This window comes from Streptosporangium sp. NBC_01469, assembly GCF_036227305.1.
Taxonomy (GTDB): Bacteria; Actinomycetota; Actinomycetes; order Streptosporangiales; family Streptosporangiaceae; genus Streptosporangium.
On sequence record NZ_CP109465.1, the window covers coordinates 4,605,267 to 4,622,739 of the forward strand.

The following is a 17,473-nucleotide window of genomic DNA, read 5'->3' on the forward strand; positions in this document are numbered from 1 at the left end:
CGCTATCTGCCCACGTCGCCGGGGTTGACCAGCCCGGACTCGTACGCGGTGACGACGAGCTGGGCCCGGTCGAACAGCCCGAGGTGGTCGAGCAGCCTGACCACCGACCGAGAGACCGCCCCCTCGGGGACCGCCAGGGTCGCGGCGATCTGCCGGTTGGTCAGTCCCCGGGCGACGAGCTTCATCAGGTCGAGCTCCGCGTCCCCGAGACCGGCGAGGCCGGGCGGCGCCGACGGGTCGGTACGCCCGGCGAAGGCCGCGATCAGGCGGGTGGTGACGGCGGGGTCGATCAACGCGTCACCGGCCTGCGCGGCCCGCATCGCGCTGATGAGCTGCTCGGGCGCCGACGTCTTGAGGACGAACCCGCTCACCCCGGCCCGCAGCGCCGCGTAGAGGTTGTCGTCCGTGCCGAACGTGGTCATCATGACGACCTTCGGCGGCGCCTTGTCGGCCAGGATCCTGCGCGCGGCGGTCAGCCCGTCCAGCCTGGGCATCTGGATGTCCATCAGCACCAGGTCGGGGGAGGTCTCCCTGACGACCGCGATCGCCTGCTCGCCGTTCTCGGCCTCCCCGACCAGCTCGAAGCCGGGTTCGCTGTCCAGCACCACGCGCAGGCCGGTACGGACCAGCGCCTGGTCGTCCACCACCACGATCCGCAGCCCCGGCAGCGCCCGCTCCTCGGCGGGGGCCGCGCGCGCCACCGCCGGTTCCGCGGCCCGCGCGGTCCCGGCGGGCGGGTCGAGGTGGACGGCCTGGGCCAGCATGTCGGACTCCAGGCGCTGCAGGGTGGCGCCCAGGTCGAGGCCGAGCTCGTCGCGGAGCATCACCCTGGCACGCCGGAGCGCTCCCAGCGCGTCCCCCTGCCTGCCGTTGCGGTACAGGGCCAGCGCGAGCAGCCGCCAGGCCTCCTCCCGCAGCGGGTGCGCCGAGGCGTGCGCCTCCAGGTCGGCGACGAGGGCGCCGGAGTGTCCCAGGAGGAGCCCCGCGTCGGCGCGGCGCTCGACCGCGATCAGCCGCAGCTCCTCCAGCCTGCCCGCCTCGCTCGCCGCCCACGGCAGGTCGGAGAACTCGGCCAGGGCCGGGCCGCGCCAGAGCGCGAGGGCGGCCTCCAGGCGCTCCCACACCTCGGCGGGCTCGCCGCCCGCCTTGACCGCGCTCTCGAAACTCCAGGTGTCCACCTGGCCGGGGGAGGCGCGCAGCGCGTACCCCGGCGGGGCGGAGACCAGGACCTCGGCCTCCTCCCGGGGCGCGCGGCCGGGCTCCAGGGCGCGCCGCAGCCGCGACACGTATCCCTGGATGGTCGACAGGGCCTGGGCGGGCGGCTCGCCGGGCCACAGCTCGTCGATGAGCATGGTCACGGGGACGGCACGGCCTCCGGCCACGAGGAGCCGGGCCAGCACCGCCATCTGGCGCTGGCCTCCGAGGTCGAGTGCTGTCTCACCGTGGCGCGCCTGGAACGGTCCGAGAGCACGAAATGTCAGCATTGCAGGCGTAAGGGTAGGGCTACCTGGACCAACCTCATAGAGCAATACTCACCATCGTTCGCAGGCCGTAAGGAATCATCGGTGGTCAGATCTCCACATTCAAGTTCACCGGAAGTATCGCCTCGACCACGGTTCCCCCCTCGGGGGGCGTTGTGATCACGCATGTCCCGCCCAGTTCGGCGGCGCGCTCGCGCATCGACGCCAGCCCGACCCCCGAGCGACGCCCGGCGGGTACGCCGATCCCGTCGTCGCGCACCCGGATGCTCAGGTCGTCCTCGCCCCGTTCCAGCGACACCCGCACCGTCGCCGCTCCGGCGTGCTTGCGCGCGTTGGTCAGCGCCTCCTGCACGATCCGGTACGCGGCGACCTCGGTCGCGGCGGGCAGCCCCGGCAGCTCGCCCCTGACCTCGACGGCGACGCCGGGGCCCGCCATCTCCGCCACGGCCCCGGCCAGGCCGAGGTCGTCCAGCGCCGGCGGACGCAGGCCGTACACCAGGTGCCTGATGTCGCTGGTGACGCTGTCCATGCCGGAGCGCAGCTCGCCGAGCATGCGTTCGGCCGTCTCGGGGGAGGCGCGCAGGGAGAGCCTGGCCGCGTTGATGGACATCGCCATCCCGCTGAGCGACTGGCCGAGGCCGTCGTGCAGGTCGCGGCGCAGGCGGCGGCGCTCCTCCTCGCGGGTGGTGACGATCCGCTCCCGGGAGCGCCGCAGCGCGCCGACCAGCCGGACCGCGTGGGCCGCGTCGGCCACGTACGGCGTGAGCGCGGCGATGACCCGCTCGTTGTGCGCGGCGGGCAGGCGCCGGGCCCCCGGCGGGCCGATGAGCAGGCGGCCGACGGGCTCGCCGTGCCAGACCAGCCGGATGTCGCGCGTCACCTCCTCCAGCGTTCCCACCGTCGCCTCCTCGGGCCAGCCGCCCTGGAAGCGCACGCCGGTACCGGTGACCGCCAGGCCGTCGCGCAGCACGTCCAGGGTCGCGGCCAGCCCGCCCGCGGGATCGGTGCGCTGGATCCTGCGCCCGAGTTCGGCGGCCAGCGCCACCGGGTCGCCCTTGCTGCCGTACAGGAGGCGGTCGGCGCCGCGCTGGAGCATCCGCCGCATCGGGTGGAGGAACGCCCCCGCGCAGAGCGCGGCGAACAGGCCGCCGATCCGGTCCACGTCCGACAGGAACAGGCTGGAGGCGGTGCCCACCGCCACGTACACCCCGCCGATCACGCCGACCAGGCCCGCGCCGACCAGCGCCCTGGTGATGAGCGTGTCGATCCCGTACAGGCGGTGCCGCAGCACCGAGAAGGTGATCGCGACCGGGACCAGCGGGATCGTGAACGACGCCAGCCACCACACCGGATTGCCGATCACCCAGGGGACGATGACGGTGGCGATCGCGACCAGCGTCCAGAGGATCTGCCCGCGCTCCTCGCGGCCGGCCCGCCGGAACCGCGTGGCCAGCGAGGCGAAGGCCAGGATCATCACCGCGTTGGTGAGCATGTCCAGCGAGAACCGCAGCGGGTGGGGGGCGAGGCTCGTGTACCGCAGCCCGGAGAGGGGCAGGAGGTCCATGACGAGCACGTCGGCGCCCAGGACGGCGACGGAGACCCAGACCAGCGCCCGCCAGCGCGGGGAGGGCAGCCTCCCGTCCGGGTAGAGCATCGGCAGCAGCACGACCAGGAAGAGGATGGTCAGCTTCCAGCTCACCCCGGCGACCGCCCAGATCGCCTCCGGCGGGACCGCCCACTCCCGCGCCGTGTCCAGGAGCGCCAGGTTCACCGTGAGACTGTTCAGCGCGGAGCACAGCCCGCCCAGGCAGAGCAGCCAGCCGATGACCAGCCGGGGCCGCTGGAAGACCAGCAGCGCCCCGAGGACGGGGAACGCGGCGCCGGCCACGTCCTCGGGCGCGAACGGCAGCGGCGTGTAGGAGGGCTGCGGGAGCTGCGCCGTGACCCAGATGTTGACGCACTCCATCGCCACGGACGCGGCGGCGGCCACCACCGCCGCCACCCGGCTCTGGACGGGCGTCACCGTCGGGATCACCCGGTACAGCCCGCGCATGATGGTTTAGGCCCTTCATTTTGTACTTGAAGGGACCTTAACCGGCGCAGACCGCAATCTAATCAACGAGTGATCAAAGCCGGTTGGATACCGTATGGCGTCCAGAGGCCGTTGAACCCCCGGCCGAAGCCGGGGGTCCTCACGCCGGAGGTGCCCGACCCGGCACCGGGGCCGGGCGTACGGGCGGATCCACCCGGGGGCGGCCGGTCACGGCACGTCGTACCGGCTGGACTCCAGGAGCCATTCCAGCTGGGCCCTCGGCGCCGTGAGGAACGCGCACGCGACCTTGCTGACATCCCTGGCCTGGCCGGTCGAGAACCCGAACCGGTCGAACAGCGCAGGCAGCCGGCGCGCGGAGGTCCGCAGGTCCTCGGCGCGGGCGGCGATCCGGTTGTTCACCCAGGCGACGGCGGCGGTGTCGGAGAGCCCGAACGCGGTCGCGGCGACCGTCACGTAGTTGTGCACGTCGCCGTTGGCCCGCTCCTTGTGGTGCGAGGCGACGTCGTTGCACCAGGCGGTGACGTCGTTGCAGGCGTCCACCAGCGTCCGCCAGGTCGTGCTCTCGCGCAGCCCCGCGGGCACCTCCACCCCCAGGCAGGGCTCCACCAGGTCGAACAGGTAGGGGCCGGCGGTGCCCCGCCGCAGCCGCGGGTACTGCGCGGGGGAGGGCACGCGGCCCGCGCACCGGTTCTCGGCCTCGGTACGGCAGGCCTCGCCCTGCGCCGCCAGCCCCGCCAGGAACCGGTGCCGCCACCGGGTGCTCATCCGCTCGGTGGTGACCTTCCAGAGGTCGCCGAAGGCCAGCTCGATGGGCGAGGAGGCGTGGGCGGGGGCACGCGCGACGAGGTCGAGCCGCGCGAAGGTGGCCTCGACGATCTCGGCCGCGCGCCCGGCGGGCTTCTCGTCCCACTCGTCGTCGAAGTGGAACAGCCAGGTCAGCCATTTGGCGAACAGCAGCGCCGACTCCACGCCGAACCCGCAGAAGGCGCGGCCCGCCATCCGCTCGAACCCGGCGCCAGGGGGAGGTTCGAGCCCCACCTCGCGGGCCCAGACGGCGAGCTCGGCGCCGATCAGGCCGACCGAGGGGTGCATCGGGCATGGTGCCGACATCACCGGTACGAGCTCGGTGAGGGGCAGCAGCAGGGGCGCGGCCACCCCGGAGGGCCGCGGCGGCCCGGGATGTCCCGTCGTTCCGGCGGGCGAGGCGGGCGAGGCGGGCTCGGTGGAGGCGGCGGAGGCGGTGGGGGCGGGAGACGGGGAGGAGGACAGGGAAAGGGACATTGAGGATGGCAAGGGCTTAGGAAGGGGTCGGGGACGGGTGAGGGGCTCGCCGAACGTCGGGGTGAGGGCCACTACAGCGGACCGAACAGCCAGTTGCCGGCCACTTCCGGATCGGCGCTCGTGTAGAACTGCCGGGTCGCCTCGACCAGCTCGCCCACGGACACGACGCCGTCGCCGTCGCCGTCGAGCCGCTCGAAGGTGGCCCGCACGTCCTCGCGCGGGGTGCCGAACGCGGCCATCATGATCCAGAACTCGTCCGGCCCCACGGCCCCGTCGCCGTCGGTGTCGCACAGGCCGGCCACCGCCTCGGCGGCGGGCGCGAACACCGCGTCGAACCGGTCGCCCTCGATGAACGCGGAGGTCATGCCGGCGCGGAACTCCTCGGACGAGATCGAGCCGTCGCCGTCGGCGTCGATCTCCGCGGCCAGGGTCCGCCAGATCCCCTCGAAGCCCTGGGCGAGCCTGTTGCCGGCCTGCGAGGTCGGCGACTCGCCGAAGCCGACGAGGATCCGGGCGCCGAGGCCGAGGAGGTCCTCGCGCTCGATCGACCCGCTGCCGTCGACGTCCATGTGCCCGAAGGCACGGTCGAGCTTGTGATTGAGGAGCGTGGTGCTCATCGTTTACTCCAGCGTTACTTATTGAGATCGAACAGTTACCGTAAGTGACGATAGCGGGGTGTTTCCAGCAGCCACTCCAGATAGGCCCTCGGGATGGTCAAGAAAGCGCATGCCACCCGCGTCACCTCGCGGGAGGGGGTGAGGCCCAGGTCGTGCCGCTCCGTGAGTGCGGGGACCGCGCGGGCGGCCGTCCACAGCTCCTCCATGCGGGTGGCGACCCTGTCGATCGTCCACTCTTCCGCCTCCCGTTTGGAGCGTTCCAAAAAAATGGTGTCCGCCTGGCCGTGTCCGGCCACCGCCTCCTCGCACCGGGCGGCCACGTCGCCGCTCGCCTCGACGAGCGCCCGCCAGGGCGGGCTCCGCCACACACGTTCGGGCACCTCCACCCCCAGGCAGGGCTCCACCAGGTCGAGCAGGTAGCGGCCGAAGGCGCCCCCGGCGGGCTTCGCGCGATCATCGGCCAGGGGTGCCCCACGGCCGAGGACCGCCTCCCGCTGGGCGGCCAGCCCGGCCGTGAAGCGTTCGCGCCACGCGCCGCTCATCCCCGGCGCGCACGCCGTCCAGAGGCCGGAGAAGGCCCGCTCCAGCGGTGCCGGGCCCGGCTCGCCGCCCGTGGCCACGGCGAGGACCGGGGTGAGGGCCTCGGGAGCCCGGCGCAGGTGTGACATCCAGGTCAGCCAGCGGGCCAGCGACGTGACCGAGCCGGTTTCGCAACGGGCGAACGCCCTCCCGGCCAGCCGGGAGGCGACGGGGTCGGGGGGCAGTCCGGCCGCGCGCGCCCAGTCGGACGTCGCGGCCTCGACCAGGTGTGCCGACGGATGAACGGGGCAGGGCATCGCCAGGGCCGCGAGGCGTTCGGTGAGCCTGGCCGGCGGCGAGACCGCGTGCGGTGGTTCGTGGACTTCGGTGCGTGCCATCGCTTCCCCCCGGATCGAACTTCCAGCGGCTCCGGTCGCACACTGTAGGAGGAGAGGGGGGCCGGAACGCGGAGGCGCGGCGGTCCCGGTGCCACATCTCACCGTTCTTCCCCGTAACGTGTGCGAAACACTGAGAGGGCAAACTGGGAGACCACTAGGCGTGTTGCAGCACGTCGGCAATGAAGGAGAAGCCTTGGACCGCCAGCAGGAGTTCGTTCTCCGCACCCTTGAGGAGCGCGACATCCGGTTCATCCGGCTGTGGTTCACCGATGTGCTCGGGTTCCTGAAGTCGGTGGCCATCGCTCCGGCCGAGCTTGAGGGTGCCTTCGCCGAGGGCATCGGCTTCGACGGCTCGGCCATCGAGGGCTTCGCCCGGGTCTACGAGTCGGACATGCTCGCCAAGCCCGACCCGTCGACCTTCCAGATCCTTCCCTGGCGCAGCGAGACGCCGGGCGCGGCCCGGATGTTCTGTGACATCCTCATGCCGGACGGCTCGCCCTCGCACGCCGACCCGCGCTGGGTGCTCAAGCGCACCCTGGCGAAGGCCTCCGACATGGGCTTCAGCTTCTACACCCACCCGGAGATCGAGTTCTTCCTGCTGAAGAACCGGCCGGAGGGCAACGAGCGGCCCCAGCCGATCGACGGCGGCGGCTACTTCGACCACACCCCGCACAGTTCGGGCCACGACTTCCGGCGCAACGCGATCATGATGCTGGAGTCGATGGGCATCTCCGTCGAGTACAGCCACCACGAGGGCGGCCCCGGCCAGCAGGAGATCGACCTGCGCTACGCCGACGCGCTCACCACCGCCGACAACATCATGACCTTCCGCCTGGTCATGAAGGAGGTCGCGCTGGAGCAGGGCATCTGGGCGAGCTTCATGCCCAAGCCCTTCACCGAGCACCCCGGCTCCGGCATGCACACCCACATGTCGCTCTTCGAGGGTGACCGCAACGCCTTCTACGAGCCCGGCGCCGACTACCAGCTCTCCAAGATCGGCCGTTCCTTCATCGGCGGCCTGCTCACGCACGCCGCCGAGATCACCGCGGTCTGCAACCAGTGGGTCAACTCCTACAAGCGGCTGTGGGGCGGCGCCGAGGCGATCGCCGGAGCGGGCGGCGAGGCCCCGAGCTACATCTCCTGGGGCCACAACAACCGCTCCGCGCTGGTTCGGGTGCCGATGTACAAGCCGCACAAGGGCGGCTCGACCCGCATCGAGTTCCGCTCGCTCGACTCCTCCTGCAACCCGTACCTCGCCTTCGCCGTGATCCTCGCGGCCGGCCTGAAGGGCATCGAGGAGGGGTACGAGATGCCCCCCGGCGCCGAGGACGACGTGTGGGCGCTGACCTCGGCCGAGCGCAGGGCGCTGGGCATCCAGCCGCTGCCCCAGTCGCTGGACGAGGCCATCGCGGTCATGGAGCGCAGCGAGCTCGTCGCCGAGACCCTCGGCGAGCACGTCTTCGACTACTTCCTGCGCAACAAGCGCGCCGAGTGGAACGAGTACCGCAGGCAGGTCACCGAGTTCGAGCTCGGCCGCTACCTGCCGGTCCTCTAGCCGCCGCGCGGTTTCGCGGGCAGGCGCGGGCACGGCGGGCCTCCGGGGCGCTCGCCGTGCCCGCGAGGGCCGCGCGCCCCGGGGCCGGTGGTCACGCCCGGCTCGCACACCCGGCCAGGTCGTACGCGGCCGGCGGCGGTCGTGCCGGGTGCCGGACCTCGTGATCCGGGCGCCGCGGCGACGAGTTGCCGCGGCGGGTAATCCAAGGCCGCCCGCCGAACGTCATACCGGCGTTACCTGCGGCTAATGAGAGTGTCATCGATCTCGAGTTGGCTGTATGTACAAGCAGTCCGATAAAATCGGTCAGTCCCATTACGTGATTTCTGAGGATTGATCGCCATAAAGGCGACAGGAGGTGCGGCATGACGACGACGTCCGAGCTGCAGACCGTGCTGACCGTTCCGGCGCGTTTCCGTGGTCCCGAGGGGTCCGCGAACGGAGGCTGGATCGCGGGTACGGTCTCCGAGGCGTTGCACGGCGCCCGGCACGACTCGGCCGTCGAGGTCACGCTGCACGCACCCACGCCACTGGATACCGAGCTGTCCCTGCGCCACCTCGCCAACACCGCGACCCTCACCCACGGTGAGAGGCTCCTCGTCGAGGCCATCACGGTCGCCGAGGAGCTCGACGTCCCGGACTTCGTGCCCTTCAACGAGGCCGCGCGGGCCGAGGGCGGCTTCGCCGGTCTCGTCGGGCACGCCTTCCCCGGCTGCTTCGCGTGCGGCCTGCGCGACCCCGGCGACGGCCTGCGGATCTTCCCGGGGCCGGTGCCCGGCACCGACCTGGTCGCCGCCGGCTGGCGGGTCCCGATGACCATCACCGACGCGGACGGCAAAGTCCCCGACGCGATCCTCTGGGCCGCCCTCGACTGCCCCACCGGCTGGGCGCACTTCGGCCCCGGCGACTTCGCCCTGCTCGGCCGCCTGACCGTGCGGATCCACCGCCGGATCTACCCCGGCGGCGCCTACTCCGTCGTCGCCCGAGCCACCGGCCGCGAGGGCCGCAAGCTCTTCGGCGAGAGCGCCGTCTACGAGGCCGACGGCACCCTGGTCGCCGCCGCCAAGGCCACCTGGATCACTCCCGCCCAGGCCGGCTGACCCGCCTCCGGCCAGGGCGGTCCTCGCGGATCCCGCGACCCGCACGGCGTGACGCCCCGGCCCTTGGTCCTCGTGTCCCGCACGGGGGGCGGTCGTCCAGCGGTGGTCCCGTATGGCCTCTCCGGCGGCGCCTCGTGCGGGTCGCCGCCGGGGGATCAGCGGGAGAGGTGCCCGGCGACCAGCGAGGCGCAGCGGTCGTCGAAGAGGATCGTGTAGTGGTTGCAGTCGTCGATCACCTCGTCCTCCAGCGCGGGCAGCCGCCCGGCCCACGTGGCGGCCAGCTCGTCGGGCATCAGGCCGACCGGCTGGTTCAGCAGTCCCCTCGGGGCGCGCAGCAGCGACAGGGGAGAGGTGATCGCGCGCAGCGCGGCGCCGACCGCCTCCCCCTCGGTGAGCAGCCACCGGCCGTCCTCGCGGACCGGTTCCCGCCGCACCCGCGAGCGCACCGCCCCCTCAGGCCCCGACGCGTCGTAGCGGACGTACTCCTCCGCCTCCTCGGTCCACGCCTCGGCGAAGGCGGGGTGGGCCCTGAAGAAGTCCACGTACGCGCCGACGCTCGGGAAGGTACGGTCCAGCCGGGCGACGGCCGGGCCGAGCGTGGCCTCCATGACCGCGTCGGGGTCGGCGCCGGGGGGCAGCGGCATCGGGAGCCCGCCGTCGATCAGCACCACCCTGGCGTAGTCGTGCCCCGCCGCGGCGAGGGCCGCGACGTAGGCGCCCATCGAGTGACCGGTGAGCACGATGCCGGACTCGGCGCCCGCGGACCGGGCGACGAGGTTCACGTCCTCGGCGTGCCCGGCCAGGCCGTACGGGCCGGGGAGCCCGGCGCTGTGACCGCGGCCCCGCAGGTCCATCGCGACCAGCGACCACTCGGCGGGGAGCCTGCGGGCGACGCCGGCCCAGGCCATGAGCGAGGCGGTGATGCCGTGCACCGCCACGATCACGCGGGGTCCGGTGCCGAAGCGGGCGACGCGCAGCGCGCCGCCGGGGACCTCGACATCACTCAGGACGGGGTTCATCGGTTCTCCTTGGGCATGGAGCCCCGCCTCCGGTTCCGGCGGGACTGATGCCAAGGTGGCGGGTGCTCGCGTCCGAGGTCAATGTCCGCGGCCGACATGAAGGGTGGCGGTCTCGTATGTCTCTCCGGCCGTGACCGTCTTGTATGCATATCAGCTCATAATTGCCCTATGAGGATTACCGTCATCGAGCACGAGGCCGACGCGGGGCTCGGATTCCTCGCCGGATGGCTGTCCGGGGCCGGGGCCGTCTGCGAGGTCGTCCGGCCCTACCTGGGCGAGGCCGTGCCCGAGCGGATCACCGGAGGGCTGATCGTCCTCGGCGGCGAGGCGGCGGCCTGGGAGGACGAGAGGTGTTCCTGGCTGCCCGCCACCCGTGACCTGATCCGCGTCTGCGTTGAGGAGGGCGTGCCGACCCTGGGGATCTGCCTGGGGGCACAGCTCATGGCGCTCGCCTGCGGCGGTGCCGTCGGGCGCGGGGCGCACGGGCTGGAGGTCGGCGTGACCGAGGTCGTCCCTCTTCCCGCCGCCGGAGCCGATCCGCTTTTCACCGGCCTAGGCCCCTCCCCCGCCGTGCAGTACCACCGCGACGCGATCACCGAGCTCCCCCCGGGCGCGGTGCCGCTGGCCACCGGGGACCCGTACCCCAACCAGGCCTACCGGCTGGGGGAGAACGCCTGGGCGGTGCAGTTCCACCCCGAGGCCACCCCGGAGATCTTCGTCGGCTGGACGGCCGGATCGGCCGACGCCCTGACCGGCCTGGGCCACTCGGCCGAGGAGCTCAACGCGCGGGTGAAGGAGGCCGAGGACGGCCTGGTCGCCGCGTGGAGGCCGCTCGCCGAACGTTTCGCCGCCGCCGTCATCGCCGTCCAAATCGCGTGACCGCGCGATTACGTTCCGAATCCGCTAACGACGCCGCACAGTTTCGGGATTAACCTGTGCGGCGACGCTCCGAACGCCTGGGATGCGAGCGAGGGTGGGGATACGGAGGCAGATCGCGCCGATCCCCCTGCCCGCCGGGGGAACCGAGGCCCATGCGACCGCGGGGAGCGTGCACCTTTGATCGCTCGGGGTAGGGATTGAGGAAGGGCACCCGTGCTTGTGATCGAGGACCATGGAGGGTCGGTGGAAACCGTGCCCCGGATGCAGACGACAGCCGGACGCCTGGCGAGGCTCGGCTTCGCCGACGGCGCCAGGGCCGAGCGACTGCTCGACGAGCTGGGGCCGGAGGCCGTCGGTGACATCGACCTGCTGGCCTCGCTGGTCGCCGCGGCCGATCCCGACCTGGCGCTCACCTCGCTGAACCGGCTGGCCGAGCAGGACCCCAGCGTTCTTGGAGCGCTCCGGTCCGACCCCGGCCTGCGCGAGCGGCTGCTCGGCGTCTTCGGCGTCAGCGCCGCGCTCGGCGACCACGTCGTCAGGCACCCGGACCACTGGCGCATGCTCGGCGGGGCGTTGGCCGTGGACCGCCCGGCCGAGGAGGAACTCCGTTCGGAGCTGCTGCTCGCGGTCGGCGCCGAGCCGGACGACCCCGAGCCGAGGGCGGCCGACGCCTCCACCGCCACCCTGTCGGCGCTGCGCGCCGCCTACCGGGGGCGCCTGCTCCACCTCGCCGCGCGCGACGTCACCGGGGTCGTCTCGCTGTCCGGGGTGACCGCCGAGCTGTCCGACCTGGCCGGAGCCGCGCTGGAGGCGGGGCTCGCCATCGCCAGGTCCGAGCACCCGGAGGCGGGGGCGGTACGGCTGGCCGTCATCGGCATGGGCAAGTGCGGGGCACGCGAGCTCAACTACATCAGCGACGTCGACGTCATCTTCGTGGCCGAGCCGCGCGAGGGACCCGACGGCTCCCCCGACGAGCACGAGGCCATCAAGCTCGCCACCCGGCTGGCCCAGGGCATGATGCGCGCCTGCTCGACCAGCACCCCGGAGGGTGCGCTGTGGGAGGTCGACGCGGCGCTGCGCCCCGAGGGCAAGGCCGGGCCGCTGGTCCGCACCCTCGCCAGCCACCTCGCCTACTACCGGCGCTGGGCCAAGACCTGGGAGTTCCAGGCCCTGCTGAAGGCCAGGCCGGTCGCGGGCGACGCCGAGCTCGGCCAGCAGTACGTCGCCGCGCTGAACGAGATGGTCTGGCAGGCCGCCACCCGCGACAAGTTCGTCGAGGACGTCCAGGCCATGCGCCGCCGGGTGGAGGCCCACGTCCGCAGCGGCGACGCCGACCGCCAGCTGAAGCTCGGGCCCGGCGGGCTGCGCGACATCGAGTTCGCGGTGCAGCTGCTCCAGCTCGTCCACGGCCGCCTCGACCCGCTGCTGCGCCGCCGCGCCACGCTCCCCGCGCTCGGCGCCCTCTCCCGCGGCGGCTACGTGGGCAGGGACGACGCCAAGGCCCTCGCCGAGGCGTACACCTTCCTGCGCCAGGTCGAGCACCTGATCCAGCTGCACCGCCTCCGCCGCACGCACGTGGTGCCCGAGGGGAACGCCGACCTGCGCCGTCTCGGCCGGAGCCTGGGCATGACCGCCGACCCGGTGGGGGAGTTCACCACCCGGTGGCGGCGGCACGCAATGGAGGCCAGGCGCCTGCACGAGAAGCTGTTCTACCGGCCGCTGCTGCAGGCCGTGGCCCGGCTGCCCGAGTCGGAGGACCGGCTCTCCACGGCCGCGGCCAAGGCCCGCCTGGAGGCGCTCGGCTACGCCGACCCGAGCGGGGCGCTGCGCCACATCAGCGCGCTGACCACGGGGGTCTCCCGCCGCGCCGCGATCCAGCGGACCCTGCTGCCGGTCATGCTCGGCTGGTTCGCCGACGCCCCCGACCCCGACGCCGGCCTGCTCGGCTTCCGCCAGGTCTCCGACAAGCTCGGCTCCACCCCCTGGTACCTGCGGCTGCTCCGCGACGAGACCGCCGTGGCGTCGCGCCTGGCCAGGATGCTCGGTACCAGCCGCTATGTGACGGGACTGCTGATGAACGCCCCCGAATCGGTCGCGATGCTCGGCTCGGACACGGAACTGGCCCCCAGGCCCGTCGAGGCGCTGCTGTCCGAGGCGCGGACCGTGGTCGCCCGCCATCCCGGGGACGCCGAGGGCGCGGTGGCCGCGGTCCGGGCGCTGCGCCGCAGGGAACTGCTCCGCACGGCCGTCGCCGACCTCTCCGGCATCATCGGCATCGAGGAGGTCGGCCAGACGCTGTCCGATCTCAACGACGTGACGATCCAGGCCGCGCTCGACGCGGCCATCGACAAGGTCGAGATGGAGCGCCGCACCCCGCTGGGCACGAGGTTCGCGGTGATCGCGATGGGCCGCCTGGGCGGGGTCGAGTCCTCGTACGGCAGCGACGCCGACGTGATGTTCGTGCACTCGCCGCTGGAGGACGTGCCGGATCGCGAGGCCACCGAGACGGCGTTCGAGGTGGCCAACGAGCTGCGCCGCCTGCTGGCCCTGCCCGCCCCCGACCCGCCGCTGCTCATCGACCCCGGCCTGCGTCCCGAGGGCAAGGCGGGGCCGCTGGTCCGCACCCTGGCCTCCTACGCCGCCTACTACGAGCGGTGGTCCTCGCCGTGGGAGTCGCAGGCGCTGTTGCGCGCCCGCTTCTCCGCGGGGGACGCCGAGCTCGGCGTCGGGCTGCTGCACCTGGCCGACCCGCTGCGCTACCCGGAGGGGGGCATCTCCGACGCGGCCGTGCTGGAGATCCGCAAGCTCAAGGCGAGGATGGAGGCCGAACGCCTCCCGCGCGGGGCCGATCCCGCCCTGCACACCAAGCTCGGCCCCGGCGGGCTGTCCGACGTGGAGTGGGTGGCCCAGCTGATCCAGCTCCGCCACGCGGGGCTGCGGCCCTCGCTGCGTACCACCCGCACCCTGGAGGCGCTGAGCGCGGCGGTCGCGGAGGGCCTGCTCTCCGAGGCCGACGAGGCCGTGCTCGCCGAGGCCTGGCGGTTCGCCTCGCGCATCCGCGACGCCATCGTCGCGGTGCGGGGCCGCGCCTCCGACACGATCCCGGTGGACGCCCGCGAGCGCACGCTCATCGCCCAGGCCCTCGGCTACCCGCCCGACGGTGCGTCGGACTTCGTGGACGACTACCGCCGCGCCACCCGCCGCGCCCGCCGGGTCGTGGAGCGCGTCTTCTACGAGGACTGATCCGCCCGGCTCCCGGGAGAGTTCTCGGAAGAGTTTCCGGAAGAGCCGGCCGGTCCGGTCTCCGGGGCGGCCGGCTCCTTTCCGGAGGGCCGGCTCTTCCGGGTTTCCGGGCGATCGGCTCGCCCGGCGCGGACCGTGGGACCGGCCCGCGCCGAAGAGTCCATCCGTTCGTCCGCGTGCTCTCCGGATCTTCGTCCGGGTGTTCTCCGGATCACGAAAACCGACCTGTTTTGAGTGATGCGTTGCGTCGCCCGGGACGGGCGTGTATCAACGGTCCGGGTGATCCTTTTGATATCTGTTTACATTGATCTGGCCATCGGCCTGATCCTGGCCTTCCTGCTCCTGTCGCTCCTGGTGAGCGGGGTCAACGAGGCCTTCGTCCGGCTGCTCGGGATCCGCAGCAAGTTCCTGTGGGCCTACCTCAGGGACACCCTGGACGGCTCCGAGGACGGCAGGTCGTGGATCCCGTCGAGGATAGCCGACGTCTTCGCGAAACTGCCCTTCTCCAGGGACGATCCGCGCCCGGTGCACAGTCCCGACGCCGCGCCCGCGGTGGTCGAGCCGATGCGGGTCGACGCCGCCACCGTCCCGGCCTCCGAGGAGGCCGGGGAGGGGGTCTCGGAGGAGATCGCCGAGGGGATCGCCCCGGAGGGCGCCGCGCGGGAGGCCGCCGAGGAGGCGGGCACCGGCGGATCCCTCGGCTCCCCCGAATCTCCTGACTCGTCCGGCCTGTCCGGCTCGTCCGGTTCTCCGGTGGACGGTGGCCCCGCCGAGAGGCCGGTGCCGCCGGTCGACATGACCGCGCGGCTGTACGAGCGGCTCCAGGAGATCGACCACCCCAAGGGCACCCGTACCAGCATCGCCAACATCCCGCCCGAGCGGTTCTCCGGCGCGGTGATGGAGCTGGTCGCCGCCGAGGAGGGCGGGATCGACGGCCTGCTCGCCAAGCTGGAGGCGATCAACAGTCCCCTCGCGGGCCACCTCAAGGGCGTCTGGGAAGGTGCCCAGCGGGACCTGCCGAGGTTCCGCAAGGGCGTCGAGGACTGGTTCAACGGGGAGATGCAGCGCCTGTCCACGCTCTACGCCCGCTACGTGAAGTGGGTGGTGTTCGCGCTGGGCGTGGTGCTGACGCTGGCGTTCAGCATGGACGCGCTGGAGTACGGCAAGACCCTGCTGCGCGACAACGCCTACCGCGCGGGGGTGAGCGCCATCGCGGGCGGCGGCGGGGACGGGTACGCCGCGCTCAAGGACAAGTGCGCCGGTACCGAGATCGGCCTCGCCGAGCCGTACCAGTGCGTGACCGAGTCCCTCAGCTCCCCGGCACTGGTCAAGATCTTCGATCACGCGATCGTGAGCATCACGATCCCGCCCGACGGCTCCGCCGATGATCCGTCCTTCCACTGGAACGGCGGAGCGTGGTGGGACCGGCTGATCACTCCCGGGCACTGGCCCGGCTACCTGCTCACCATGGTCGCGCTGCTGTTCGGCGCCTCGTTCTGGTGGGACGTCCTGCGCCGCCTCACCGGCGTCCGGGGCGACCGCTCCTAGCGGAGCTGCCCCAGGAGCAGGTCCACCTGGGGCAGCGGGTCCGGTCCGTACGGGCGGACCACGACCGTACGGGCACCCGCCTCCCACAGCGACCTGATCTGGTCGGCGGCCTCCTCGGGAGAGCCCGTCGCCATCACGACCTCCTCCGGGGAGACCTTCAGGAACCCGGCGGTGTCCTCGGCCAGGCCGGTGACCACCGCGGCGTCGCCGCCGAGGTAGAGGTGGACGAAGACCACCATCTCGTGATCACCCTCGCCGGTCAGCTTCAGGGCCTCCTCGATCTGCCGGGGGCCGACCCCCTCGGGCAGGATCGTGCCCTGCGCCACCCGTCCCGACAGCTCCAGCGAGCGGGGCCGTACCACCCCGGCCAGCACCGGCGGCACGACGGCGGGGGGATGCACCAGGCTCACCCCGTCGAGCCGTACGGCCCTGCCCTGGAGGGTGACCGTCTCACCGCGCAGCAGCCCCCGTACCGCCATGATCGTCTCCTCCAGCAGCGCCAGCGGCGAGGGCGCGAGGGCGCCCACCTGGCGCATCCAGTCCTGGACGCCGTGCCCGATGCCGGCCGCGAGCCTGCCCGGGTGCAGCCTGGCCAGGTTGCCCAGCTCCATGGCGAGCAGGGCCGGGTTGCGCAGCGGCGCCGGGGTGATCCCGATGCCCACCCGGAGGCGCTCGGTGACGGCGAGCGCGGTGGCCGCCGACGAGACGGCCCCGGTCCAGCCGAGATCCTCCACCACCCAGACGTCGTCCACCTCGGCCGCGTCCAGATGGCGGCAGAAGGGGACGAGGGACTCGGGGGGAAGGTCACGGTCGAACATGACGCCCAGGCGCATATCTCTCCTAGTGAACGGCGGGAGTTCCCGCTGTGCCGTTTTCGCGGGACCTCAGAGGGCCCTCGCGTAGCGGAAGTAGCCGGCGAGGTCGTCGACGGCCGCGACGCGATCGACTCGCACCTCGGTCCCGGTCCTCCGTGCATTGATCATCTTGCCCTGGCCGACGTAGATGCCGACGTGGTGGGTCCTGACTTTACGCTTGCCGACCTTGCCGTAGAAAACGAGATCCCCCGGCCTCGCCGCCGCGGCGGGGATCCTCTTGAGCCGCTTGACGTGGTCGTCGGTGTTGCCCGGTCCCAGCACGTCGCGCCCGTAGGCGAGGTGGTAGACCCAGCGGGCGAGACCGGAGCAGTCGAGGCCGAGGGTCCTGGTGGCGGGGCAGGGCCGGATCGATCCCCGGTAGCCCTGGCAGGTACCGAGGGAGGGGCCCGGGTCCTCGTCGTGGCCGCCGCCCCAGGAGTAGGGGATCTCCCCGCCCCGCCAGCCGGGCTGGTGCTGCCCGGCCTCGATCGCGTACGCGATGGCGGTGATCCGGTTGGGGGTGACGGGCCGGGTCGGTATCCAGGCGGAGGCGCTCAGCAGCAGGAACGTTCCCAGGAGCACGGCCGCCGCGGCCTGCTTCCGGCGCCTGTGCGGGCCGTGACGCCCGGGGAGACCCTGACCGCCGGGAAGGTCCGGAAGGCTGGGCAGTCCGAGGAACGCCCGACGTCCGGTGAACCGGCCGCGTCCGAGGGGTTCGGGACGCCGTTCCCCGGCCCGGGGAGGCCTGAGATTCGCCTCTTCGTCCCGGAGTGCCGCTGCCACGTCACCTCGCCTGGTCGATCCATGTGGGTCATGACCAGTCTGCCCAACAAGCCGGTGATGCGCGTCGTGCGATGCTTTGCCCTATTTCCGGGCTCGGCGACAGGCGTTGATGTGGTCGTGGAACGGCCCAGGGGGTTCCTGGCCGA

13 protein-coding genes are annotated in these 17,473 nt (G+C 72.7%); 5 read left to right on the top strand and 8 right to left on the bottom strand.

What is annotated here, in order from left to right; genetic code table 11:
• Positions 1–2 precede the first annotated feature (2 nt).
• From OG587_RS20545 to OG587_RS20565, 5 genes are all read right to left on the bottom strand, one after another.
• Positions 3–1,484, bottom strand: a complete 1,482-nt coding sequence (locus tag OG587_RS20545; RefSeq protein WP_329092658.1) for a BTAD domain-containing putative transcriptional regulator — start codon at positions 1,482–1,484, stop codon at positions 3–5.
• 85 nt (positions 1,485–1,569) lie between these two features.
• Entirely contained in the window at positions 1,570–3,534 is a 1,965-nt protein-coding gene (locus OG587_RS20550) for a sensor histidine kinase (protein ID WP_329092660.1), read from the bottom strand.
• Positions 3,535–3,741: 207 nt separating this feature from the next.
• Positions 3,742–4,815, bottom strand: coding sequence for a terpene synthase family protein (locus OG587_RS20555; protein WP_329092662.1), 1,074 nt, complete (start codon positions 4,813–4,815; stop codon positions 3,742–3,744).
• Positions 4,816–4,886: 71 nt separating this feature from the next.
• Positions 4,887–5,432: an EF-hand domain-containing protein gene (locus OG587_RS20560; RefSeq protein WP_329092664.1), complete on the bottom strand. Its 546-nt coding sequence runs from the start codon at positions 5,430–5,432 to the stop codon at positions 4,887–4,889.
• Between the two features lie 35 nt (positions 5,433–5,467).
• The gene (locus OG587_RS20565) at positions 5,468–6,349 is read right to left on the bottom strand and encodes a terpene synthase family protein (protein WP_329092667.1); all 882 of its coding nucleotides are present in this window, start codon (positions 6,347–6,349) and stop codon (positions 5,468–5,470) included.
• A 193-nt stretch (positions 6,350–6,542) separates the two neighbouring features.
• Here OG587_RS20565 and OG587_RS20570 point away from each other — a divergent pair, with 193 nt between their 5' ends.
• Positions 6,543–7,904 carry a glutamine synthetase family protein gene (locus OG587_RS20570; protein WP_329092669.1) on the top strand — a complete coding sequence of 454 codons (1,362 nt, stop codon included), beginning with the start codon at positions 6,543–6,545 and terminating at the stop codon, positions 7,902–7,904.
• 362 nt (positions 7,905–8,266) lie between these two features.
• The gene (locus OG587_RS20575) at positions 8,267–9,001 is read left to right on the top strand and encodes a hotdog fold domain-containing protein (RefSeq protein WP_329092671.1); all 735 of its coding nucleotides are present in this window, start codon (positions 8,267–8,269) and stop codon (positions 8,999–9,001) included.
• A 155-nt stretch (positions 9,002–9,156) separates the two neighbouring features.
• Here OG587_RS20575 and OG587_RS20580 read toward each other — a convergent pair whose 3' ends face one another.
• Positions 9,157–10,020, bottom strand: a complete 864-nt coding sequence (locus tag OG587_RS20580) for an alpha/beta hydrolase (protein WP_329092673.1) — start codon at positions 10,018–10,020, stop codon at positions 9,157–9,159.
• Positions 10,021–10,188: 168 nt separating this feature from the next.
• On the opposite strand from OG587_RS20580, the gene OG587_RS20585 reads away from it, so the two are divergent.
• From OG587_RS20585 to OG587_RS20595, 3 genes are all read left to right on the top strand, one after another.
• Positions 10,189–10,899 (top strand): type 1 glutamine amidotransferase, encoded by a 711-nt coding sequence (locus OG587_RS20585; protein ID WP_329092675.1) that lies wholly within the window; start codon positions 10,189–10,191, stop codon positions 10,897–10,899.
• A gap of 261 nt (positions 10,900–11,160) precedes the next feature.
• Positions 11,161–14,142 (top strand): bifunctional [glutamine synthetase] adenylyltransferase/[glutamine synthetase]-adenylyl-L-tyrosine phosphorylase, encoded by a 2,982-nt coding sequence (locus OG587_RS20590; RefSeq protein ID WP_329093936.1) that lies wholly within the window; start codon positions 11,161–11,163, stop codon positions 14,140–14,142.
• 279 nt (positions 14,143–14,421) lie between these two features.
• Complete coding sequence (locus tag OG587_RS20595) at positions 14,422–15,690, top strand: hypothetical protein (RefSeq protein WP_329092677.1); 1,269 nt, start codon at positions 14,422–14,424, stop codon at positions 15,688–15,690.
• Here OG587_RS20595 and OG587_RS20600 read toward each other — a convergent pair.
• Positions 15,687–16,523 carry an LLM class flavin-dependent oxidoreductase gene (locus OG587_RS20600; RefSeq protein WP_329092678.1) on the bottom strand — a complete coding sequence of 279 codons (837 nt, stop codon included), beginning with the start codon at positions 16,521–16,523 and terminating at the stop codon, positions 15,687–15,689. The two genes, OG587_RS20595 and OG587_RS20600, sit on opposite strands and share 4 nt — an antisense overlap.
• Before the next feature lie 51 nt (positions 16,524–16,574).
• Positions 16,575–17,126 (bottom strand): C40 family peptidase, encoded by a 552-nt coding sequence (locus OG587_RS20605; protein ID WP_329092679.1) that lies wholly within the window; start codon positions 17,124–17,126, stop codon positions 16,575–16,577.
• Between the last annotated feature and the right edge of the window lie 347 nt (positions 17,127–17,473).

Bases quoted from the DNA above. Each gene is read 5' to 3' on its own strand.
- OG587_RS20585 (WP_329092675.1), top strand. From the start codon at position 10,189: ATGAGGATTACCGTCATCGAGCACGAGGCCGACGCGGGGCTCGGATTC.
- OG587_RS20560 (WP_329092664.1), bottom strand. From the start codon at position 5,432: ATGAGCACCACGCTCCTCAATCACAAGCTCGACCGTGCCTTCGGGCAC.
- OG587_RS20565 (WP_329092667.1), bottom strand. From the start codon at position 6,349: ATGGCACGCACCGAAGTCCACGAACCACCGCACGCGGTCTCGCCGCCG.
- OG587_RS20555 (WP_329092662.1), bottom strand. From the start codon at position 4,815: ATGTCCCTTTCCCTGTCCTCCTCCCCGTCTCCCGCCCCCACCGCCTCC.
- OG587_RS20600 (WP_329092678.1), bottom strand. From the start codon at position 16,523: ATGCGCCTGGGCGTCATGTTCGACCGTGACCTTCCCCCCGAGTCCCTC.
- OG587_RS20590 (WP_329093936.1), top strand. From the start codon at position 11,161: ATGCAGACGACAGCCGGACGCCTGGCGAGGCTCGGCTTCGCCGACGGC.
- OG587_RS20575 (WP_329092671.1), top strand. From the start codon at position 8,267: ATGACGACGACGTCCGAGCTGCAGACCGTGCTGACCGTTCCGGCGCGT.
- OG587_RS20545 (WP_329092658.1), bottom strand. From the start codon at position 1,484: ATGCTGACATTTCGTGCTCTCGGACCGTTCCAGGCGCGCCACGGTGAG.
- OG587_RS20550 (WP_329092660.1), bottom strand. From the start codon at position 3,534: ATGCGCGGGCTGTACCGGGTGATCCCGACGGTGACGCCCGTCCAGAGC.
- OG587_RS20580 (WP_329092673.1), bottom strand. From the start codon at position 10,020: ATGAACCCCGTCCTGAGTGATGTCGAGGTCCCCGGCGGCGCGCTGCGC.